19 protein-coding genes are annotated in these 20,289 nt (G+C 67.5%); 11 read left to right on the top strand and 8 right to left on the bottom strand.

The window, feature by feature from the left end; translation table 11 throughout:
• Positions 1 to 224: 224 nt before the first annotated feature.
• Together LGM42_RS12935 and LGM42_RS12930 are read right to left on the bottom strand one after the other, a co-directional pair.
• The gene (locus LGM42_RS12935; protein ID WP_059579825.1) at positions 225 to 416 is read right to left on the bottom strand and encodes a CsbD family protein; all 192 of its coding nucleotides are present in this window, start codon (positions 414 to 416) and stop codon (positions 225 to 227) included.
• A 140-nt stretch (positions 417 to 556) separates the two neighbouring features.
• Positions 557 to 2,089, bottom strand: coding sequence for a helix-turn-helix transcriptional regulator (locus LGM42_RS12930; RefSeq protein ID WP_059579822.1), 1,533 nt, complete (start codon positions 2,087 to 2,089; stop codon positions 557 to 559).
• A gap of 398 nt (positions 2,090 to 2,487) precedes the next feature.
• Here LGM42_RS12930 and LGM42_RS12925 point away from each other — a divergent pair, with 398 nt between their 5' ends.
• The 3 genes from LGM42_RS12925 (at position 2,488) to LGM42_RS12915 (ending at position 3,337) form a co-directional block, all read left to right on the top strand.
• Positions 2,488 to 2,652, top strand: coding sequence for a hypothetical protein (locus tag LGM42_RS12925; RefSeq protein WP_180278224.1), 165 nt, complete (start codon positions 2,488 to 2,490; stop codon positions 2,650 to 2,652).
• 83 nt (positions 2,653 to 2,735) lie between these two features.
• The gene (locus tag LGM42_RS12920; RefSeq protein ID WP_059579819.1) at positions 2,736 to 3,086 is read left to right on the top strand and encodes a BON domain-containing protein; all 351 of its coding nucleotides are present in this window, start codon (positions 2,736 to 2,738) and stop codon (positions 3,084 to 3,086) included.
• Between the two features lie 53 nt (positions 3,087 to 3,139).
• Positions 3,140 to 3,337 carry a CsbD family protein gene (locus LGM42_RS12915; protein WP_059579817.1) on the top strand — a complete coding sequence of 66 codons (198 nt, stop codon included), beginning with the start codon at positions 3,140 to 3,142 and terminating at the stop codon, positions 3,335 to 3,337.
• 239 nt (positions 3,338 to 3,576) lie between these two features.
• On the opposite strand, the gene LGM42_RS12910 is transcribed toward LGM42_RS12915, so the two are convergent.
• Positions 3,577 to 4,605, bottom strand: coding sequence for a DUF1338 domain-containing protein (locus LGM42_RS12910; RefSeq protein WP_060315991.1), 1,029 nt, complete (start codon positions 4,603 to 4,605; stop codon positions 3,577 to 3,579).
• A 225-nt stretch (positions 4,606 to 4,830) separates the two neighbouring features.
• On the opposite strand from LGM42_RS12910, the gene LGM42_RS12905 reads away from it, so the two are divergent.
• Complete coding sequence (locus LGM42_RS12905) at positions 4,831 to 5,778, top strand: LysR family transcriptional regulator (RefSeq protein ID WP_060315994.1); 948 nt, start codon at positions 4,831 to 4,833, stop codon at positions 5,776 to 5,778.
• 19 nt (positions 5,779 to 5,797) lie between these two features.
• Here LGM42_RS12905 and LGM42_RS12900 read toward each other — a convergent pair whose 3' ends face one another.
• The gene (locus tag LGM42_RS12900; RefSeq protein ID WP_226221647.1) at positions 5,798 to 6,289 is read right to left on the bottom strand and encodes a hypothetical protein; all 492 of its coding nucleotides are present in this window, start codon (positions 6,287 to 6,289) and stop codon (positions 5,798 to 5,800) included.
• Between the two features lie 59 nt (positions 6,290 to 6,348).
• A complete protein-coding gene (locus LGM42_RS12895; RefSeq protein ID WP_226232366.1) occupies positions 6,349 to 8,478 on the bottom strand; it encodes a TonB-dependent receptor in 2,130 nt (709 codons plus the stop codon).
• Positions 8,479 to 9,283: 805 nt separating this feature from the next.
• Between LGM42_RS12895 and LGM42_RS12890 the strand changes: the two genes are divergently transcribed.
• Positions 9,284 to 10,912 (top strand): NADP-dependent glyceraldehyde-3-phosphate dehydrogenase, encoded by a 1,629-nt coding sequence (locus LGM42_RS12890; RefSeq protein WP_226232365.1) that lies wholly within the window; start codon positions 9,284 to 9,286, stop codon positions 10,910 to 10,912.
• Positions 10,913 to 10,983: 71 nt separating this feature from the next.
• Here the strand turns inward: LGM42_RS12890 and LGM42_RS12885 are convergent, their stop codons facing one another.
• Complete coding sequence (locus tag LGM42_RS12885) at positions 10,984 to 11,616, bottom strand: LysE family translocator (RefSeq protein ID WP_059579804.1); 633 nt, start codon at positions 11,614 to 11,616, stop codon at positions 10,984 to 10,986.
• A 589-nt stretch (positions 11,617 to 12,205) separates the two neighbouring features.
• Between LGM42_RS12885 and LGM42_RS12880 the strand changes: the two genes are divergently transcribed.
• The 4 genes from LGM42_RS12880 to LGM42_RS12865 all read left to right on the top strand — a co-directional run bounded on the left by LGM42_RS12880 (position 12,206) and on the right by LGM42_RS12865 (position 17,009).
• Complete coding sequence (locus LGM42_RS12880) at positions 12,206 to 12,529, top strand: hypothetical protein (protein WP_034205546.1); 324 nt, start codon at positions 12,206 to 12,208, stop codon at positions 12,527 to 12,529.
• 123 nt (positions 12,530 to 12,652) lie between these two features.
• Complete coding sequence (locus tag LGM42_RS12875) at positions 12,653 to 13,138, top strand: hypothetical protein (protein WP_226232364.1); 486 nt, start codon at positions 12,653 to 12,655, stop codon at positions 13,136 to 13,138.
• A gap of 243 nt (positions 13,139 to 13,381) precedes the next feature.
• Positions 13,382 to 14,851 (top strand): PepSY-associated TM helix domain-containing protein, encoded by a 1,470-nt coding sequence (locus tag LGM42_RS12870; protein ID WP_226232363.1) that lies wholly within the window; start codon positions 13,382 to 13,384, stop codon positions 14,849 to 14,851.
• Positions 14,852 to 14,891: 40 nt separating this feature from the next.
• A complete protein-coding gene (locus tag LGM42_RS12865; protein ID WP_226232362.1) occupies positions 14,892 to 17,009 on the top strand; it encodes a TonB-dependent receptor in 2,118 nt (705 codons plus the stop codon).
• A gap of 94 nt (positions 17,010 to 17,103) precedes the next feature.
• On the opposite strand, the gene LGM42_RS12860 is transcribed toward LGM42_RS12865, so the two are convergent.
• Positions 17,104 to 18,336 (bottom strand): NADH:flavin oxidoreductase/NADH oxidase family protein, encoded by a 1,233-nt coding sequence (locus tag LGM42_RS12860; protein WP_104013151.1) that lies wholly within the window; start codon positions 18,334 to 18,336, stop codon positions 17,104 to 17,106.
• Between the two features lie 78 nt (positions 18,337 to 18,414).
• On the opposite strand from LGM42_RS12860, the gene LGM42_RS12855 reads away from it, so the two are divergent.
• Together LGM42_RS12855 and LGM42_RS12850 are read left to right on the top strand one after the other, a co-directional pair.
• Complete coding sequence (locus LGM42_RS12855) at positions 18,415 to 18,873, top strand: MerR family transcriptional regulator (protein ID WP_059579790.1); 459 nt, start codon at positions 18,415 to 18,417, stop codon at positions 18,871 to 18,873.
• Positions 18,874 to 19,049: 176 nt separating this feature from the next.
• Positions 19,050 to 19,370 (top strand): DUF1330 domain-containing protein, encoded by a 321-nt coding sequence (locus tag LGM42_RS12850; RefSeq protein ID WP_059579788.1) that lies wholly within the window; start codon positions 19,050 to 19,052, stop codon positions 19,368 to 19,370.
• A gap of 28 nt (positions 19,371 to 19,398) precedes the next feature.
• Here the strand turns inward: LGM42_RS12850 and LGM42_RS12845 are convergent, their stop codons facing one another.
• Complete coding sequence (locus tag LGM42_RS12845) at positions 19,399 to 20,235, bottom strand: NAD-dependent epimerase/dehydratase family protein (protein WP_060316022.1); 837 nt, start codon at positions 20,233 to 20,235, stop codon at positions 19,399 to 19,401.
• Positions 20,236 to 20,289 lie beyond the last annotated feature (54 nt).

The following is a 20,289-nucleotide window of genomic DNA, read 5'->3' as shown; positions in this document are numbered from 1 at the left end:
GCAAACGAAATATCGGAACTATGTCGTGAGGATTTGTCATCAAGTTCCGTGCTGATGGCCGATCGACGGCCGTCCGGCGGCGGCCGTGGATGGCGGTATTCCGTGGGGAATGGCGGCCGCGCCGAAGGGTAAAGGCCGGTCGTCGTCATGCCGGCCGCGCATCATCGTCGCGGCGCCGGCCCGGCCGGCCTTCGCGACGCCCACGGCGGGCGCCGCGTCATCGGTCAGTGCCGATCGGTGCCCGTATGCTTGCGCACCGCATCGGCGGCCTCACCGGCCTTCTCCTGGAGCTTGCCGGCCTGCTGCTCGGCCACGCCTTGCGCTTCGGTCTCGCGGTCGCCCGTCACCTTGCCGAGTGCTTCCTTGACCGAACCCTTGACCTGCTTGAGCTTGCCTTCGATGCGATTCCTGTCCATGGTCGTCTCCTGCGATGGTTGAGGAAAGCCGGCAATGCAGCGGCCTGCGCGGCACCGCCGAGCGGACAGGATCGCAAGCGGCGGCCACGGGCGGCAGATGCGGATGCACCAGTGCGCATGGTGCATTCGCACCGATCCCGTCAGTCCGTGCCTTTCGCGCCGCCCTTGTCGCCGCGCGCGCCGTTCGTTTCGGCCGCGCCGACGATGCCGCGCTCGCGCGCCCAGACGATCGCCTCGGCGCGGCTGTGCACGTCGAGCTTCGCGTAGATCGTCGCGACGTGATTGCGCACGGTGTTCGGCGCCAGCCCGAGGCGACCGGCGATCTCCTTGTCGGCGAGGCCGTGGCACAGCAGGTCGAACACGTCGCGCTCGCGCGCGGTCAGGTCGGACAGTTGGGCGCCCGCATCCGGCGCGTTCGCGCGCCGCACGTTCGCGAGCTTCTCGATCAGCGTGCGGCTGAACCACGACGCGTCCTGCATCGCGGTCTCGATCGCATAGACGAGCTCCATCTCCGTGCGCTTGCGGTCGCTGATGTCCAGCAGCGCGACGAGCAGGCAGTCGCGCCCGTGAATCGCGACGGGATCGGCCGACACGACGCAATCGCGCACGTCGCCGTCGCGCGTGCGGATCTGTACGTCCACGTTGCGCACGTGGCCGTCGCGCGCGAGCCGGCCTTCGATGCGCGACCACGCGCCGCGTTCGGCCCACAGCCCGATCTCGTCCGCGGATTTGCCGAGCAGGTCGGCCTGCGCGTGGCCCGTCATCGCGGCAAACGCATCGTTCACGTCGAGCAGCTCGAAACGGTCGGCCGTGACGATCGCGGTCGCGACCGGCGCCATCCGGAAGGCCGTCGCGAAGCGTTCCTCGCTTTGCATCAGCGCGCGTTCGGCCTGCTTGCGCGGCTCGAGATCCATGAACGTGAACAACATGCACGCCTCGCCGTTCATGTCGATCGGCTGCCCGGCGACGACCACCGCCTTGGTGCTGCCGTCGGCAAGTTTGAGCACGGCTTCCATCTGCGGGATGGTCGCGCCTTCGCCGAGCCGCTCGATCGCCAGCTCGCGCCGCTCGGCCTGGTCCAGCACGTCGACCTCGTACACCGAGCGGCCGAGCACGTCGTCGCGTGCGTGGCCCGTCATGTCGAGAAAGCCCTGGTTGACCTTCACGTAACGCAAGTCGTCGAGCCGGCAGATCACGGCCGGCGCCGGATTCGCGTTGAAGGTGCGCTCGAAGCGCTCTTCGGCGCTCGCCCATTCGGTCGCGTCGTGCAGCACCAGCGCGAGGCAGTCGGGTTCGCCGGCCGCGTTCGTCAGCACGAGGCTGCGGATGCGGTGCACCCAGCTCACCGACTCGTCGGCGGCCGATTCGACCTCGACCGTCACGTCGCTGAACTCCTCGCCGGCGATCACGCGATCCATCGGATAGTGGCCGTCGCGCACGGGATGGTTGTTCCGGTAGCGCAGCCGGAATCGCTCGCGGTATTCGGTGACGTCCGCGCCGAGCGCCTTAAGCTCGGTCACGCCGTGCATCGCGAGCGCAGCCTCGTTCGCCCAGACGATCCGCTGGTCCGGCTCGATCAGGATCACGCCCTCGGTGAGCCCCGCGATGATCTGGTGCAGCTGGCGCCGGTCGGTATGCGACTTGAGCACCTGTTCGTCTACTGGTTCGTTCATCGAATCGTCGTCCCTGTCGTCAACATGAGCGGTCAACATGCGCGCCGGCCGCGCGCCCGTGGCGGCGGCACATGCCAGCCGCCGCGTGCGGCGATGATCGTGTGCCGGGCAACGGCGCGACAGGCGCGGATGCACTACCCCGAATAGTACATTCGCACGCCGCCGCCGATCGTGCGGCGCCCCGCCGAACGAGGCGGCGCGGCCTGCGCGCCCGCCACGGCGGGTTGCCCGGGTCGTGGTGCATGTGCCGTTCCCGCCCGTGTGTTCCGTCCCCCGGTGCAAACGCACTAGCCCACCCGGTGAATTTGCGCGATGTCCGCCCGCGTTCGCGTCGGTACGCTGGTACTGCATCGGCGCTCATGCGCTGCCCTTTCATACCGCAGAGGGAGGACACCAGGATGGAATTGCATCAGACACCCGATCCGACGCGGCCCGAGCCGGCCCCGGACAATCCGCCCGAACCGGCGCCGGGCACCGATCCGCCGGTGCCGCTGCCGCCCGACGTGCCGCGCCCGGACATGCCGCCGCGCGAGCCCGGTTACGACACGCCGATCGCGCGCTAAGCCGCGCCATGGGCCGGAATGCACGGGAACGATCCGTGCTCGCCCACCGATTGATTCAACCCGCCAATCGAAGGAGGACATCAATGAACAAGACCTCGCACCTTTCGACCCTGCTCGCCGTCAGCGCGGCGTTCCTGCTTTCCGCGGCCCCGCTCACGAACGCGCATGCCCAGGCATCGTCGACCGACAGCGGCATGGCGACCGAATCGAACCAGCCTGTCACCGACACGTGGATCACGACCAAGGTAAAGAGTGAACTCGCGACCACCAAGGGCGTGGAAAGCACTGACATCAGCGTGAAGACGGTGGACGGCGTCGTCACGCTGACGGGCGTGCTGCAGACGAAGACCGCCGTGAAGAAGGCCATCGCCGTCACCCGCGCGATCAAGGGCGTGAAGCACGTCGACGCGTCCGGCCTGAAGGCGAAGGCCTGAGCTACCCCGCGGCCGAGCGCCGCACTTTTCTCCCCTTATGAAAGGAGTACACGATGAACGAGGACAAGATCCAGGGCCAGTGGAAGCAGCTCACCGGCAAGCTGAAGGCCAAGTGGGGCAAGCTGACCGACGACGATCTCGCGGTTGCGGAAGGCAATCGCGACTATCTGGCCGGCAAGATCCAGGAGCGTTACGGGATCGCCCGCGACGAAGCCGAGAAGCAATTGAAGGAATTCGACCGCGAGCTGTAACGCGCCAGTCGTCTCACCCTGCCGCGACGCACGCCGCGTCGCGGCCACGAGGAGGACAACGACATGGGCAAATATCTGATCGCATGGCTGCTCGGCGTACCGATCGGGCTGCTGGTGCTGTTTTATCTGGTCACGCACCTGTTCTGACGCACGCGACGCCCCGTCGACGCAAACGGGCCGGCGGCTGAAACCAGCCGCCGGCCCTTCTGCTTTCCTCCCTGCCGCGCGACGCGAAGCGCTTACTTCGCCGCGTTCGCCGTCATCTTGAAGATGCCCTGCGCGTTGCCCGCATCGAAGCGCAGGTCGGTCACCCAGCGACGCGACGCCTGGTCGAACGTGCGCTTGCGCGTGATGAACTCGTAGAACGAACCGGGCACGTTGCGCTTCACGGTGCCGCCGTCGCGCGTGCGGAACTCTCGCTCGACGGTATCCGCGCGATAGGCCGTCTGGAACACGCGGCCCGAGCGCGAGCGCTCGACTTCCGGCTTCATCGGTCGGCCCTTCGCCTTCTCGTCGTCGGACAGCTTGAACACGTCGGCGACGCGGTCCGTCGCGTGATTGAACGCATTGCCCTCGGTCGCGATCCACGCCATTTCCGCCGATTCCATCAGCAGCGTCTCGTAGTCGAGTTCGTTCGGCACGTCGTGCTGACGCGCGAACGCGCCGACGATTTCCGGCAGCAGCGCGTGCGCGGCTTCCAGCGGCAGCCAGCCTTCGCGCTCGACCTCCCACAGCAGCGCGACGGCCGCCGGCGACAGCGGGTCGCGCGACGAGCTGACCACGTTCGTCACGGCCTGCTGGAATTCCTTCGAAAAGCGCTCCGGATGCAGTTCGCTGACGAAGAACTGCGCGATTTCGTCCGGCGCGTCTTCATGCGCGTACGCGCGGCCCGTCATGCCGAGCTTGTCGAGCGGATAACGGCCGTTCAGCCGGAAGCCGAGCGGACGCAGGATACGCGTGAATGCGGCTTCGCCCGGCGGCAGCGCGCCCGTATGCGGCCAGCGCACCGTGCGTAGCGCGCCGTGGTCGAAATAGACGGAGCCGCCGCTTTCGATCGCGTCGGCCGTGTACGCGCGGCCGTTCGCCGAACGCTCGAGCAGCCCTTCGAACAGCGCCATGTTCATCGCCTGCGCGATTTCCGCGCGCGTCACGACGCCGTCCTCCCACTCCTCGAGGATGGCCGGCATGTTCAGGGTCGAGAACAGGGCGTCGGTCTTCGCCTGTCCCAGCAGCTTCGTCAGCAAGCTGTCGATATTCGGATTGCGCATCGGGATTCTCGTCTCGGGGGACCCGCCGGCAAGCGCGCCGGCCACTCGTCGGCCGGCCGCCCACGGGCGCCTGACCTTGCATGGCAAGCATTATTCAAAGGGTTGCAACGGCGCGTAAAGCGAGATTAAATTGATATGTGATGAGTTTTTGGAATTATCGATTGTTCTTCGCCGGCATTTCGCCCCGGCGTCGGGCGGCTCCGTCCATCAGACAAAACGAGCATCATGCGCAAATTCAAGATCCCCAACATGGGTGCGCTCGTGGCCTTCGAAGCCGCCGCCCGCCATGAGAGCTTCACGCACGCGGCCAAGGAGCTGTTCCTGACCGAAAGCGCCGTGTCGCGGCAGATCGCGACGCTCGAAGCGAGCCTCGGCGTGCGGCTGTTCGCGCGCGTGAAGCAGCGCGTCGTGCTGACGCGCGCCGGCAAGCTGTACGGCACGCAGGTGCGGCGCGCGCTGGAGGCGCTCGACCGCGACACGCTGTCGATCATCGCGCACGGCAGCGGCGGCGGCTACCTGGAACTCGCGGTGCTGCCGACCTTCGCGTCGCACTGGCTGATCCCGCGCATCAAGAGCTTCTACGACCGCACGCCCGACGTGCGCGTGAACATGGGCAGCCGCACCGACCTGTTCTCGTTCGAGGACACGCACTTCGAAGCCGCGATCCACTACGGCAAGCCGACCTGGCCCGGCACGTCGTCCGACTACCTGTTCGGCGAGGAAGTCGTGCCGATCTGCTCCCCCGCGCTGCTGAAGGGGCCCGTCGAGCGCGTCGAGGATCTGCTCGCGTATCCGCTGCTGCACTCGACCACGCGCCCCGGCGCGTGGGCGCAGTGGTTCGAGACGCACGGCGTCGAGGACATCCGCACGATGCAGGGCGTGCGCTACGAATTGCATACGATGCTGATCAGCGCGGCGGCGGCCGGGCTCGGCGTCGCGCTCGTGCCGAAGTTCTTCGTCGAGGAACAGTTGCAGCAGCTCGGCCTCGTCGTACCGTGCGATGCGGCCACCGTCGGCGATTCGGCGTACTACCTCGTGTATCCGACGGAGTTCAGCCACAGCAAGCCGCTGGAATCGTTTCGCGGGTGGCTGCTCGAACAGGCAAGCGCGTATGCGGCGCCCGAGCGCGACGCGCACGACGCCGACGAGGCGGACGACGAGGACGTCGAGTAAGGGCGCCGCCGCGCCGGCGTCATGGCGCGGTGGCGCCGCAGGCGTGCCGCGCCGGCACGTCGGCTGCCACGACCCTCAGCAGCCGCGCGCGATCGGGCGTTTCCAGCCCCGGGCACGCGGTCTCCAGATCGCGAATCACGAGCGTTGCGCGCCCGTCGAACCGGCATACGCCGCGCGGCTGCGCCGCGGGCAGCCGCAGCCCGCGGGCCGCCTCGCGCTGGTTCGTGAAAACGATCACGCCCGCGCGTTGCGAGCGATCAGGCAAGCGCCGGGCGGACGCATCGTCCTCTTCGAACCACACGTCCGACCCGAGCGATTCGTCGCCGTAGTCGAGCGCGTAGCGCCCCGACAGCGTGATCGTCCGGTCGACATGCATCGCGTGGCACCCCGGCTCGGCATCCGCCGCGATCGTCTGCGCACCGGCCGCGACCGGGCCGCATACCAGCAACGATAGAAACAGCGCGCGGGCGCGGCCGGTCAGGCTCGATACATCGATCGTGTGGCGGATCATGGGCAGTCAGGGGCGCGGGTCGTCGTGACGAAGACCCGCATTGTCGCGCACCGCGTGCGTTACATGTGCCACTTCACCGTGGCGGTCAGCGTGCGCGGATCGCCCGGCATGTTGTACAGGTCCGCGTTGCCGTGCGCGGCGATGAAGTAGCGGCGATTGAACAGGTTGTCGAGCGTGAGCGTCACGTCGACCTTCTTGCTGCGATAGCCTGCGCCCAGGTTGAACACCGTGAACGACGGCAGCGTGACGAGATCGCTCGCCGACGTATAGCGCGCCGACTGGAACTGCATGCCGGCCGCCGCATAGAAACCGTACGGCAGCTCGCGCTTGAGCCACAGGTTCGCGCTGTGGCGCGGCATCAGCCCCGGCGTGTTGCTCGACAGCGAGAGGCCGGCCGCCGTCGATTGCGCGGAACCGTCCACCGTGCCGTTCAGGTACGCGTAACCCGCATACACCGACCACTTCGGCGCGATCTCGCCGGTGAAGCCGAGCTCCATCCCGCGCACGTGCTGCGTGCCGATCGGCAGCGCATAGCCGGGATTCGCCGGGTCGCCGATCTGCTGGTTGGTCTGGCGCATGTCGAACAGCGCGACGCTGGCCGTCGCCTTGCCGCCAAGGTCGAAGCGCGAGCCGACTTCATACGCGGTGGTCTTCTGCGGCGCGAGCGCGGCGCCGTTCGAGAACGCGCCGGAACTGATCAGCGTGTCGGCCAGCGGCGAGAACGACTGGCTGAACGACCCGTACAGCGTGAGCCAGTCGAGCGGTTCGTAGATCAGGCCGACACGCGGGCTCCACGCGTGATCGGTGCGGTCGAGATTGACGTTCGACGACGTGTAGTCGTGGCGGATCTGGTTCAGGTAGTCGAAGCGCAGGCCGGCGAGCACCTTCCAGTGTTCGGTCAGCGAGATCAGGTCCTGCGCGTACACGCCCGCGAGCCCGACGACGGTCGACGCGTTCGTCTTCGCACGCGCGCCGATCGGCACGCCGGGCAGGACGACCGGCTGCGGATTGAAGAGATCGTAGTTCGCGACCTTCGTCACGCTGTAGATCGTGTCGAACTTCTGCTGCTGCGACAGCTCCAGCCCGTACAGCAGCTCGTGGCGCATGCCGAACAGCGACGTCTTCTGCGTGAGCTCGAACAGCCCGTCGATGCCGTGGTCGGTGCGCTGGCGCGTCGACTGGTCGAGCGTGACGACCGGGTGTGCAGCGGTCTTGATCGGCTCGTACGTCACGTAGTTCTTCCGCTCGAGCGAGAAGTCGTACGCGCGGATCGCGCCGTGAAACGACAGCGAATCGTTGAAGCGGTGATCGAGCGACACCGTCGCGCTTTTCGCGGAGACGTCGTTGTACGAACTGTTCCCGCCGTCGGCCGACCCGTAGTACGTGTTGATCGGCACGTCGACCGGCCGGCCGCGATACGCGGGAATCCCCTGGTCGGACGTGCGGCGGTCGTGCAGGTAGTCGAATTCGACGTTCAGCACCGTGTCGCTGTCGAGCTTGAACTGCGCGGACGGCGCGATCGCCTGCCGGTTGAGCTGGAATTTGTCGCGGAAGCTGTTCGAATTCTCGGCCGCGCCGGTCATGCGAAAGCGCGCTGCGTCGTTCGCGTTCCAGCCGAGGTCGAACTCGCCGCGCCGCTCGCCGCGCGTGCCGAGCGTCACGCCCACGTCGTTCACCGGGTTCGCCTGCGGCCGCTTCAGCACGCGGTTCACGATGCCGCCCGCCGAGCCGCGCCCGTACAGCACGGCCGCCGGCCCCTTCAGCACCTCCACGCGATCGACGTTCGACAGGTCGCGGTAGTAGAGCGCGTCGTCGCGAATGCCGTCGACGTACTGGTCCGTGATGCTGTTGAAGCCGCGGATCGTGATCTGGTCGCGCTGGCCGTCGCCGACCGAGAAGCCGACGCCCGGCACGTTGCGCAACGCGTCCTGCAGCGACGTCGCGTTCTGATCCTCGATCACCGCGTGCGGCACGACGTTCACGGTCTGCGGCACGTCCATCAGCGACATGTCGGTCTTGGTCGCCGCGCGCGAATGGCCGCCGTCGTACGACGCATGCTCGGCGGCCGCGTTGACGGAAATCGCGGGCAGGGTCGCCGCGGCGTCGCTCGCCTGCGCAAACGAAGTGCGGGCGCCGGCCAGCGACGTGGCGATCAGAAGCGCATGGCACGCGCTCTTGTTGAGTTTCATCGTGAACGTAGAGGTAGTGAAGAAAGCGGCGAACGGGGCACGCCGGCCGCGCGCCCGGCACGAAAAAAGCCGTGACGTCCGGTCACGGCTCGTAATGCGGCGAAATAATAAACGAGAATGATTCGTGTTTTTAATTAATTTGCGGCATGTCGCCTGCCTGCAACGCGGACGTGGAGCGCGCTCTGTATTCCTGACGAATACCTTTCCGTTTCAGGCCGTCGAGCGGCTTGATTCGTAATGTAAACGAAAGAATTGAATCGCTCGTCTCGTGTGGCGACGATCGGTAAAAGGCGGGATTCGGGATACGGCGATGGAGAAGCTGGAGAGGATCACGAAGGATCGAGACAAGCAGGCGCGACGGATTCAATCGTCCGGTGCGCGCCGGACCGGGCAACCCCGACCCGGCGCTCCGGGCAGCCGACCTCGTATCGGCGGCGCGGCGGATCTTCTTCTGTTCTTCACTGCGTCTGCTCTCAGGTTCACTGCATTTTTTTCCTCACCGCGTCGCGCCATTATCCGCTCAATTCGGCCGAAGTAAAACGTTTGCGATTGCACCCGCACGGCTATGCCGGCGATTCGGAAACAGTCTTTCGAAATACTTGCGGTAATTGCGACGTGATTCCGCGTTGTTGCATTCGCTGCGGCGTTCCTTTTAAATGGAACTGGTTCCATTCGCCGGATCGGCCACATTGGCGCGTGACGTGCAGCCGCGTGCGCGTCATGATGCCGATTCAGGATCGAGGATCATTCCGCTCAGGATTCGCATCGCCCGTCCTTCCCGGACACCCCGTCAAACGAGACCGTCATGCCCGATTCCGCCTCCCTGCAGCACCTGTTTCCCGCGTTACAAGAGATTCCCGCCGAATTCCGGCTGGCTTCGCCGATCCACCAGCGCGTGTCGCTCGTCGACGGCGAATTGCGACCGTGGGACGGCGCCACCAAGACCGTGCTGTCGCCGGTATGCGTGCGGCAGGCGGACGGCAGCGTCGAGCAGGTCGAGATCGGCAGCTACCCGGTGATGGGCGAAACGGAAAGCGACGCGGCGCTCGACGCCGCGGTGCGCGCGTACGACGCCGGCCGCGGCGAGTGGCCGACGATGAAGGTCGAGCAGCGCATCGCGTGCATGCAGGACTTCATCAAACGGATGGTCGCGCAGCGCGAACTCGTCGTGAACCTGATCATGTGGGAGATCGGCAAGAGCCTCGCCGATTCGCAGAAGGAGTTCGACCGCACCGTCACCTACATGACGCAGACGATCGACGCGCTGAAGGAGCTCGACAACGCGAACTCGCGCTTCGTGATCGCGGAAGGCACGATCGGCCAGATCCGCCGCACGCCGCTCGGCGTCGTGCTGTGCATGGGCCCGTACAACTATCCGCTGAACGAAACCTTCGCGACGCTGATCCCCGCGCTGCTGATGGGCAACACCGTGGTGTTCAAGCCGCCGCAGTACGGCACGCTGCTGTTCGAACCGCTGCTCGAGGCGTTCCGCGACGCGTTCCCGAAGGGCGTGATCAACACGATCTACGCACCGGGCGCGGTGGTCGTGCCGCACATGCTCGCGTCGGGCAAGATCAACGTGCTCGCGCTGATCGGCTCGAGCAAGGTCGCCGATCACCTGAAGAAGCAGCACCCGAAGTCGCACCGGCTGCGCGCGATCCTCGGCCTCGACGCGAAGAACGCGGCGATCGTGCTGCCCGACGCCGATCTCGACCTCACCGTGAAGGAGTGCCTGCTCGGCGCGCTGTCGTTCAACGGCCAGCGCTGCACCGCGCTGAAGATGCTGCTCGTGCATCGCTCGATCGTCGACGAATTCCTGAAGCGCTTCACCGCCGCGCTCGAACAGCTGAAGATCGGCATGCCGTGGGAAAAGGGCGTCAGCATCACGCCGCTGCCGGGCATGCATCGCACCGCGTACATGACCGACGCGATCGACGACGCGAAGGCGAAGGGCGCGCGGGTCGTCAACCACCAGGGCGGCGAGTTCAGCAAGACGCTGTTCTACCCGGCCGTCGTGTATCCGGTGTCCGAAGGGATGAAGCTGTACCGCGAGGAGCAATTCGGGCCGATCATTCCGGTCGCGCCGTTCGACGACGTCGATACCGCGCTCGACTACGTGACGACGTCGGAGCACGGCCAGCAGGTCAGCATCTTCGGTTCCGATCCGGCGCAGATCGGCGCGCTCGTCGATCCGCTCGTGAACCAGGTGTGCCGCGTGAACATCAACTGTCAGTGCCAGCGCGGGCCCGACGTGTTCCCGTTCGCGGGGCGCAAGGATTCGGCGGAAGGCACGCTGTCGGTGAGCGACGCGCTGCGCGCGTTCTCGATTCGCTCGATGGTCGCGGCGAAGCAGACCGACAGCAGCAAGCAGTTGCTCGACTCGATCGTGTCGGATCACCACTCGAAGTTCATCAATACGGGCTTCATTTTCTGAAGCCGGCTTGACCGATGCCGGAGCCTCCGTCGCACGCCGGTGCGGCGCAGGCTCCGGCACACGCTGCACGGCTAAACGTTCGTCGCCAGCAGCCGAACGCCCGCCACGCCGAACACGACGGCCAGACACGCTTCCATCGCACGCCGCCCGCGCACGTACAGCCGGCGCGCACCGTCCATCGAGAACACCAGCGCGTAGCCGCCGAACACCACGCAGCCGATCGCGAGGCAGCCCGGCACGACGGCGCCGTGCGCGCCGCCCGCGCCGTTCGACGACAGCGCGACGATCGACACCCACACGAGGATCGCCTTCGGATTGGTCAGGTGCAGCATCGCGCCGCGCACGTAGAAACGCGACAGCCGCTGCTCGCGCGCCGCGTTGGCGGTTGCAGCCGGCGGGCCCGACAGCGCCATGCGCCCCGACTTGAACGCGAGCCACAGCAGGTACAGCCCGCCGAACACCTTGATCGCGACCAGCAGCTTCGACCACGCGAGCAGCGCGGCCGAGACGCCGAGCGCCGCCACCGTTGCCCAGAACATCGACCCCGAAATCACGCCGAGCGCGAACGCGAGCGCCGCCTTGCGGCCCTGGTTCGCGGCGACCGACATGATCGCGAGATTGCTGGGGCCGGGGCTGGCCGTGCCGATGAAATAGGCGGTGTAGGCAAGCAGCAGGTTGGCGGAGAAGAAGGCGTGGGCGTTCATGTCGCACCTCGGGAGATGATCGGGAGATTGTCGGCAAACCCGCACCGTGTGCCCATGGACAATTGCGCGGCGATTCGCTGGGCCAGTTGCGTGACCATGCAACCGATTGCCGCGCGCCGGACCGTCTCTGTTTTGAAACAACCGGCGCGCGCGCCGCCGGTTCGCGCGACGCGGCGGCACACGCGCCATGCAGACGTTTCCCGGCAGCGGACGCACGGCGGGCGTGGCGCAACCGCACGGCACGCGCGATGCCGGCCGTTCGCCGGCAGATACGCGCGGCCCGCCCGAGGTCCGCGTTACGTTACATACATGAAGCATTTCGCATCGTCGCGCCGCGTCGGGCGCCCGGGTCCGCCCACCTCCCGCCCGTAGACACCCTCGTCGATCACCTGCGCGATCCAGTCCCGGCGGGACTCGCCGACCGATGCCGGATCGCGTCTCAACATTACTCAACAATCGTTCGGCGGCGCTGGTACGGAATCTGCATTCCGTTCGGGCAGAAGCCGCGCCCCATACCGCGCGGACATGATTCACCCTCGGGCGCTCCACGGATCCGCCCGTACGATACGCACACGCAACGAGGCTCTTCATGGATGCGCAGCCCAACTCGTCCGATTCGTCGTTCCAGCTCTTCCTCGCGAAGGTGCTCGAACAGCCGCTGCCCGACTGGACCGAAAAACAGCAGATGGAACTCGAGATGGCGCGCACGCTGTCGACGCAAATGGTCACGCTCGCCGAAGACATGCGCGGCCGCGCGCCCGATCTCGCACGCTGCCTCGTGCTGCTCCGCTACGCGAAGGTGCTCGACTTCATGCTGACGTCGCTCGCCGCGCACCGCGACATTCATCCGCAGACGCTGCGCACGCTGTTCCGGCTCGCGAACCTGAAGGTCGACGACGCGTATCCGGTGTGAGCCGGCGCAACCGGCCGGAGGCCGCGCACGACCGGTGCGGCCACGCCGGCCATGCGTGATTCGCCCCACGCACACGCACGGCCCGCCTGCCCCTCCGCGCAAACGGAGGTACAATCGCGCGCCATGAACGCACTTCGCCGCTTCCTGCTCCGGCCAGGCGTCGCGCGACAGTTGCTGTGGGGGTTCCTCCTCGTGACGCTGCTGTCCCGCGCGCTGATGTCGGGCGCCGTGATGCTCGATCCGGACGGTCCGGATGCGGGCTCGGTGGTGCTGTGTTCCGGCCAAGGCCCGCTGATCGTCACGAGCGCCGCGCTGGCCGCCCGCTTCGACGCGAGCGCGCCGATCACGCCGGCCAACGATGCGCGCGCGCTCGTCGACGCGCTCGAGCATGACGCGCACGCCGACAAGGCCGCGCCCTCCGGCCACGGCGACGGCCTGTGCGCATTCGGCGCCGCGCTGTTCACCGCGCTCGCATCGTTCGTGCTGCTGGTGCTGCTGTTCCCCGCGGCGCCGCCGCGGCGCTTCCGCGTTCAATTCGACAGCCTTCCTTTCGTGCGATCGATATTCGACGATCGCCCGCCCTCCCACGCGCCTCCTCTGTTCTGCTGAACGTTCCGCCCCGTGGCGCGTGCACGTCGACGTGCATGCGCGTTCACGCCGTTCATTTCACCCGACCTGATTCACGCGTTCACTCGCATGCCCGCCTCGCGCGGGCGACGCCGCCCCGCGCACCGTTTGCGCGGCGGGCCGCGCCGCCTGCCTGCGGCGATGCACGCACGCGGGTGTGACGCACGTCGACGGCGGCCGGCCCGCGCCGCTCCCGCCGCTCGACGAACCCGAGGAGTTCACACCATGTCGACCACCGTCGATCGGGCCATCTCGCCCGCCCGTTCCGCCAGCGCCGGTTACCGGACGCTCTGGCGCTGGCATTTCTATGCCGGCCTGTTCGTGATGCCGTTCCTCGTGATCCTCGCGATCACGGGCACGCTCTATTGCTTCCAGCCGCAGATCGAGCCGCTGCTGTATCCGCATCGGCTGATCGTCGAGCCGCGCGCGACGCCGCGACTCGATGCCGACACGCTGCTCGCCCGCGCCCGCACCGCGATGCCGGCCGGCGCGACGCCGATTTCCGTGCAGGTCGCCACCGCGCCGGATCGCAGCGCCGAGTACGTTTTCCGGCTGCGCGACGGCAGCCGCGAGAGCGTGTACGTGAACCCGTACGACGGCAGCGTGCTCGGCACGCTCAGCGTCGAGAACCGCTTCATGCAGGTCGACCGAATGCTGCATCGCAAGCTGCTGCTCGGCAAGACCGGCGAGTTGCTGATGGAACTCGTCGCGTGCTGGACCTTCGTGATGATCGGCACCGGCATCGCGCTGTGGTGGCCGCGCGGCGCGGCACGCGTCGGGCGCGCGCTGCGGCCCGACCTGTCGCTGCGCGGCCGGCCGCTGTGGAAGAGCCTTCACGCGACGGCCGGTATCTGGCTCGCGGCCGGCACGATCGCGTTCATCCTGTCCGGGCTGCCGTGGTCGGGCTCGTGGGGCAAGAACTTCAAGGCGCTCGCCGCGACCGTGAACCTCGGCGCGCCGGAAGGCGCGTGGGGCGGTGCATCGGTGCGCTCGACGCGCCCCGGCGCCGCAGCGACGCCCGAGACCGCGCGTGCGCAGGCGGCCGCGCCGTCCGGCCATCACCACGATTCCGGCGAAGCGATGCCGGGAATGGTGATGGACGACCTGCCGTTGCCGCAGACGCCGTGGGCGGTCGGCAACGTGCCCGTGCCGCATTCGCCGTCCGCGCCGACGCCCGCGCCGCTGCCGCTGGCCCGCGCGATCGCGATCGTCGCCGGCCTCGGCGTGACGAGCGGCTACACGCTCGCGCTGCCGTCCGGCGCGGACGGCGTGTTCACCGCGTCGTACTTTCCGGCCGACCCGAAGGCCGAACGCACGATCTACGTCGACCAGTACAGCGGTGCCGTCTTGAAGGACATCCGCTATGACGACTACGGCGCGGTAGCGCGAGCCGTGTCGTACGGCACGTCGCTGCACATGGGCCGATATTTCGGGCTCGCGAACCAGATCATCTGCGCGGTGCTGTCGCTCGGGCTGGCCGCGATGGCCGTCACGGGTACCGTGATGTGGTGGAAGCGCCGCCCGGCCGGGACGCTCGGCGCACCGTCGCGCGAACGCGGCACGCCGCCGATGCGCGGCTGGATCGCCGGGCTCGTGCTGCTCGGCATCGTCTTCCCGTTGATGGGGCTGACGATCGTCGCGGTCTGGTTGATCGACCGGCTGCTGTTCGGCCGCGCGGCTGCCGCCGCGGCGTGATCGATGCAAGCGCTTCCCCCATTCGAAGGAACCCGAAACAATGAAGTTCAGATTGATGCTGCCTGCTGCCGTGCTCGCGGCGCTGTCGCCGGCCGGGCAGGCACAGGAAAGTGGCGTTGACGGCACCGGCGCCACGCTCGCACCGATTCGCGTCGACGCGCAGAAGTCGCCCGCCCTGACGCAACCGCTCGACACCGGCAGCCATCTCGGGCTGTCGCCGCTCGAAACGCCCGCGAGCGTCGAACAGATCAGCCGCGCGACACTCGACACGCGCGGCGACAGCTCGATCATCGACGCCGTGAGCCGCGCCGCCGGCATCAGCGCGTCGCCGCATCCGGGCAACGGCAACTCGGAGCTCGCCGCGCGCGGCTTCGTCGGCGCGTCGTCGGTCACGCAGCTGTACGACGGCGTGCGCCCGTACGGCGCGATTGGCGTCACGTTCCCGTTCGACACGTGGTCGGTCGACCATATCGACGTGCTGCGCGGCCCCGCCTCGGTGATCTACGGCGAAGGCGCGATCGGCGGCGTGGTCAACATCGTCCCGAAGAAGCCGACGCGCACGCCGATCCGCAACGAACTGCAAATCGGCGGCGGCACCGAGGGTACGGCGCGCGCCGCGTTCGGCAGCGGCGGCGCGATCAACGACAAGCTGTCGTACCGCTTCGACATCAGCGGCAACCGATCGTCCAACTGGGTCGATCGCGGCAATTCGCGCAACCTGTCGGTCTCCGGCGCGCTGCGCTACGACGTGACGCCCGACCTGTACGTGACGGCATCGTACGCGCAGGGCTTCATGCATCCGATGCAGTATTTCGGCGTGCCGCTCGTCAACGGTGCGCGCGATCGTGCGCTCGACAAGAAGAACTACAACGTCGGCGACGCCGACATCGCGTTCCGCGACAGCTGGGCCACCGTATCGGCGAACTGGCAGCCGAGCGACGGCCTGAACGTGACGAGCACGCTGTACCGGATGAAGAGCAACCGTCACTGGAAGGATGCGGAGTACTACACGTATCTGCCGTCGAGCGCGCAAGTCCGGCGCAGCAGCTACACCGAGATCTTTCACGACCAGGAGCAGTACGGCAACGTGACGACGGCCACCGTCGGCAGTGTGCTGCTCGGGATGCGCAACACGTTTTCGGCGGGCGTCGAGTTCAACCACACGACGTTCCAGCACGACAACAACTCGCCGTATGCGGGCACGTCGACGGTCGATCCGTTCGACTTCGATCCGGGCCGTTTCATCAATACGGCCGGCACGTTTCCGAAGTACCGCAGCCAGTCGAACCAGTACGCGCTGTTCGCGGAGAACCGGCTCGAGATCACGCCGCGCTGGTCGGTGATCGGCGGGCTGCGCTACGACCATGCAAGCGTGAACCGCGACGATCTCGTGAACGGCGGCGCATTCACGAAGGTGTTCGCGAATACCGGCTGGCGCATCGGCACCGTGTACGACGTGCGGCCCGGCCTCGCCGTGTACGGCCAGTACTCGGTCGCGGCCGATCCGGTCAGCTCGCTGCTGTCGCTGAATGCATCGAAGGCGAACTTCACGCTCGCGACCGGCCGGCAGATCGAGATCGGCGTCAAGCAGTCGTTCCTCGACGGCAAGGCCGAATGGACGCTCGCCGCGTACCGGATCGTCAAGAGCAACCTGCTGACGGTCGACCCGGTGAACCCGAACCAGTCGATCCAGGTCGGCCAGCAGTCGTCGCGCGGGCTGGAGGCGACGGTCGGCGCGGAGATCGCGAAGGACTGGCGCGTCGATGCGAACGTGTCGATCCTGCGCGCGAAATACGACGATTTCCAGCAGTCGTCAGGCGGCGCGACCGTGTCGCGCGCGGGCAACGTGCCGGTGTCGGTGCCGCAGCGGCTCGCGAACCTGTGGGTGAGCTGGCGCTTCGCGCCAGACTGGACGGGCATCGCGGGCGTCAAGTACGTGGGCAAGCGGTTCGCCGATACCGCGAACCAGCTCGTGATGCCGTCGTACACGACCGTCGATCTCGGCCTCGCGTGGAAGCCGCGCAAGGACACGACGATCACCGCGCGCGCGTACAACGTGTTCAATCGCCGCTACGTGCAGTCCGCGTACTACAACGAGACGCAGTATCTGCTCGGCAACGACCGGCGGTTCGAGGTGCTGGCGAACTACCGCTTCTGAGCGCGCACGCCGCCGCGCAACGTGCAAGGCGGCACGGGCGCGGCGGCGTGCCGGTCAGCCTTCGGCATCGCCGCCGCCAATCCGGAGGCGCCCGTCACGCACGCGGGCCCGCCATCCACTTCCGGTAGCGCCGCGTCTGGCACTGCGCGGCCAGTTGCTCCCGCACCAGCGCGCGCAACGGCGACACCCGCGGGTGCGTGCGGCGCCCTTCGCTGAGCCGCGCGAGCTGGAACTTGACGACGGCCATGTTCGCCAGCGCGCCCAGCGCCTTGTTCTTCCAGCGGATCGGCTGCAACACCGGCGCGCTGTCCTTGCCGGCGCGCCAGTCGCGCGGCAGGTTCGGGTCGATCGACAGCGCGGTCGCGATGCCGACCATCGCCACGCCGCTGTCCACCACCTGCTCGGCCACCGCACGGCGGCGGATCCCGCCCGTGACCATCAGCGGCATCCGCGCGACGGCGGTGATGTCGCGCGCGAATTCGAGGAAATACGCTTCGCGCGCGAGCGTACGCCCATCGCGCGCCTCGCCCTGCATCGCCGGCACTTCATAGCTGCCGCCCGACAGTTCGACGAGATCGACGCCGAGCGGATTCAGCAGTTCGACCACGCGCTTCGCGTCGTCCGCGCTGAAGCCGCCGCGCTGGAAATCCGCCGAGTTCAGCTTCACCGCGACGACGAAGGCCGGCGACACCGCCGCGCGCACCGCCTTCACGATATCGAGCAGCAGGCGCGCGCGATTCTCGATGCTGCCGCCCCATTGATCCTGCCGGCGGTTCGTCAGCGGCGACAGGAACTGGCTCAGCAGATAGCCGTGCGCCGCGTGCACCTGCACGCCGGTGAAGCCGCTTTGCTCGGCGAGCTGCGCGGCGCGCACGAAGCGCTGCCGCACGTCGGCGATATCGGCTGCGGTCATTTCCTTCGGCACCGGAAACTGCTTCGACAGCGCGCCAAGCGCGAGCGGCACGGCCGACGGTGCAAGCGTCGTCTGGCCGAGCGCCGCCTGCATCTGGCGCCCAGGGTGATTGATCTGCATCCACACGTGTCCACCGCCCGAGCGCGCGATCTGCGCCCAGCGGCGGAAGCGATCGAGATGCGCGTCGCTTTCGAGCACGACGCCGTTCGGCCCCGTCATCGCGCGGCCGTCCACCATCACGTTGCCGGTCAGGATCAGGCCGACCTGACCGTCGGCCCACGCCTGGTACAGGCGCAGCAACGCGTCGGACGGCGCGTGGTCCGCATCGGCCATGTTTTCTTCCATCGCGGCCTTGGCCAGACGGTTCGGAATCACCGCCCCGTTGGGCAGTGTGAGGGGCGCAAACAGATTCATGGTGGAACATCCTCGATTGACGATGGCCCACGATAACTTTAAAGTCAACTTTAAGGTCAAGCCCTTTTGGAGCCCACCATGAAAATCGGCGAACTGGCGAAGGCGAGCGGCCTCGCGGCGTCGCGCATCCGCTTCTACGAGGCGAGCGGCCTGCTCGAACCGGCCCGCCGGCAGGCGAACGGTTATCGGGAATACGGGCCGGAAGCGTTGACGCGGCTCGCGATCATCGATCGCGCGCAGTGCGCGGGCTTCTCGCTCGACGAAATCCGCGCGGTGCTGCCGCCGGATCTCGGCGCATGGCCGCACGACGAACTGCTGGTCGCGCTGCGGCATAAGGTCGATGAAATCGCGCTGCTCGAACGGCGTCTCGCGCAGAACCGGCAGCATCTGGAAACGCTGATCGACGCGATCGAAAACAAGCCGGCCGGCGAGGATTGCACGGGCGCCGCGCAGCGGATGCTCGACCGGCTGTGCGAGCAGGCCAGCGAGCCGCTGGAACCGGCGCCCGTCGTGCGGCCTGCGCGCAAGCGGGCGTGATGGAGTGTGCCGCGGGATTGCGTCGCGTCGTCCATCGATCGATGCGCTCGCGACCTGAAGCGCGACACGGCGCGGTTGTCGCGATTTGCTTACGTCGCAGGTAATCGACGCGCGCCGCCCGCGCCGCGATCATGGCCCCATCGACTCACGCACCGCATCCCGCCAAGGAGCCCGCCATGACCGCCTACGCCATCGCCCACCTGCACGACGTCGAGATGTGCGACGACATCGTCGAATACCTCGAACGGATCGACGGCACGCTCGCGCCGTACGACGGCCATTTCGTGATTCACGGCGCACGGCCCGAAGTGCGCGAAGGCGTGTGGCGCGGCGACCTGATCGCGATCGCGTTTCCCGATCTCGACGCGGCGCGCGCGTGGTACGACTCGGATGCGTACCGGCAGATCCAGCCGCTGCGCGCACGCCACGCGAGCGGCCCGTTGATCCTGATCGACGGTGTCGACGAACGGCACAAGGCGACCGATATCCTGCGTTGACGATTGACGCCGGCGACGCCGGCAGCGCTTACGACACCTTGCGCTCCATCGGCTCGCCGACGACGAACCCGCCGCCCTGGAACCGCTGCGCGGGATCATCGTACTCGGCGGTCGGCGCCGTCACCGGGAACAGCCCGGCGAACTGCTCGGAGCTGTCGCGCGGGCGGAAGCCGAGGAAGCCGACCTTCGTGTTGTCCCACCACTTCACCGGGTTGTCCGACGCACCGTAGACGATCGCGTGCCCGACGCGGTTCGTCAGCAGCGAGCAGCGCACGAGCTCGATGAAATCGCGATAGCTGAGGAACGTGACGAGCATGCGTGGATTCTTCGGCACCTCGAACGACGAGCCGATCCGCAGGCATACGGTTTCGATCCCGAAGCGGTCGAAGTAGTAGCGCGACAGCGATTCGCCGAAGCATTTCGTCACGCCGTACAGGCTGTCCGGGCGCAGCGGCGCATCGGCATCGAGCACTTCGGTGACCGGATGGAAACCGATCGCATGGTTCGAGCTCGCGAACACGACGCGCTTCACGCCGTGCTTGCGCGCGGCTTCGTACAGGTTGTACGTGCCGGTGATGTTCGCGCCGACCAGATCGTCGAACGGCGCATCGACGGAAATGCCGCCGAGATGGACGATCGCGTCGACGCCTTCGACGAGCTGCATCACGGCCGGCCGATCGGCCAGATCGACGACCCGGAGCTCTTCATGGGCGGCCGCGTCGCCGAGCGCCGCGATGTCGCTGACGCGCACGACGTCGGCCCAGTCGGCGAGCGCGCCGCGCAACTGGCGGCCGAGGTTGCCGGCCGCGCCCGTCAGCAGCAGGCGGCCGAACGGTTTGCGCGCGGCGGTGGATGAGGCGTTCATCGAATCTCCTTGGATCTGATCTAAACCGGAAAACGTTTTCCAACTATACGCGGG

This window comes from Burkholderia sp. AU39826, from assembly GCF_020419965.1.
Classification (GTDB): domain Bacteria; phylum Pseudomonadota; class Gammaproteobacteria; order Burkholderiales; family Burkholderiaceae; genus Burkholderia; species Burkholderia semiarida.
This window is presented reverse-complemented; position numbering and strand designations above follow the sequence as displayed.

What these genes read in the sequence shown, in the direction of transcription:
- LGM42_RS12935 (WP_059579825.1), bottom strand. Translation starts at nt 416, where the DNA reads ATGGACAGGAATCGCATCGAAGGCAAGCTCAAGCAGGTCAAGGGTTCG.
- LGM42_RS12930 (WP_059579822.1), bottom strand. Translation starts at nt 2,089, where the DNA reads ATGAACGAACCAGTAGACGAACAGGTGCTCAAGTCGCATACCGACCGG.
- LGM42_RS12925 (WP_180278224.1), top strand. Translation starts at nt 2,488, where the DNA reads ATGGAATTGCATCAGACACCCGATCCGACGCGGCCCGAGCCGGCCCCG.
- LGM42_RS12920 (WP_059579819.1), top strand. Translation starts at nt 2,736, where the DNA reads ATGAACAAGACCTCGCACCTTTCGACCCTGCTCGCCGTCAGCGCGGCG.
- LGM42_RS12915 (WP_059579817.1), top strand. Translation starts at nt 3,140, where the DNA reads ATGAACGAGGACAAGATCCAGGGCCAGTGGAAGCAGCTCACCGGCAAG.
- LGM42_RS12910 (WP_060315991.1), bottom strand. Translation starts at nt 4,605, where the DNA reads ATGCGCAATCCGAATATCGACAGCTTGCTGACGAAGCTGCTGGGACAG.
- LGM42_RS12905 (WP_060315994.1), top strand. Translation starts at nt 4,831, where the DNA reads ATGCGCAAATTCAAGATCCCCAACATGGGTGCGCTCGTGGCCTTCGAA.
- LGM42_RS12900 (WP_226221647.1), bottom strand. Translation starts at nt 6,289, where the DNA reads ATGATCCGCCACACGATCGATGTATCGAGCCTGACCGGCCGCGCCCGC.
- LGM42_RS12895 (WP_226232366.1), bottom strand. Translation starts at nt 8,478, where the DNA reads ATGAAACTCAACAAGAGCGCGTGCCATGCGCTTCTGATCGCCACGTCG.
- LGM42_RS12890 (WP_226232365.1), top strand. Translation starts at nt 9,284, where the DNA reads ATGCCCGATTCCGCCTCCCTGCAGCACCTGTTTCCCGCGTTACAAGAG.
- LGM42_RS12885 (WP_059579804.1), bottom strand. Translation starts at nt 11,616, where the DNA reads ATGAACGCCCACGCCTTCTTCTCCGCCAACCTGCTGCTTGCCTACACC.
- LGM42_RS12880 (WP_034205546.1), top strand. Translation starts at nt 12,206, where the DNA reads ATGGATGCGCAGCCCAACTCGTCCGATTCGTCGTTCCAGCTCTTCCTC.
- LGM42_RS12875 (WP_226232364.1), top strand. Translation starts at nt 12,653, where the DNA reads ATGAACGCACTTCGCCGCTTCCTGCTCCGGCCAGGCGTCGCGCGACAG.
- LGM42_RS12870 (WP_226232363.1), top strand. Translation starts at nt 13,382, where the DNA reads ATGTCGACCACCGTCGATCGGGCCATCTCGCCCGCCCGTTCCGCCAGC.
- LGM42_RS12865 (WP_226232362.1), top strand. Translation starts at nt 14,892, where the DNA reads ATGAAGTTCAGATTGATGCTGCCTGCTGCCGTGCTCGCGGCGCTGTCG.
- LGM42_RS12860 (WP_104013151.1), bottom strand. Translation starts at nt 18,336, where the DNA reads ATGAATCTGTTTGCGCCCCTCACACTGCCCAACGGGGCGGTGATTCCG.
- LGM42_RS12855 (WP_059579790.1), top strand. Translation starts at nt 18,415, where the DNA reads ATGAAAATCGGCGAACTGGCGAAGGCGAGCGGCCTCGCGGCGTCGCGC.
- LGM42_RS12850 (WP_059579788.1), top strand. Translation starts at nt 19,050, where the DNA reads ATGACCGCCTACGCCATCGCCCACCTGCACGACGTCGAGATGTGCGAC.
- LGM42_RS12845 (WP_060316022.1), bottom strand. Translation starts at nt 20,235, where the DNA reads ATGAACGCCTCATCCACCGCCGCGCGCAAACCGTTCGGCCGCCTGCTG.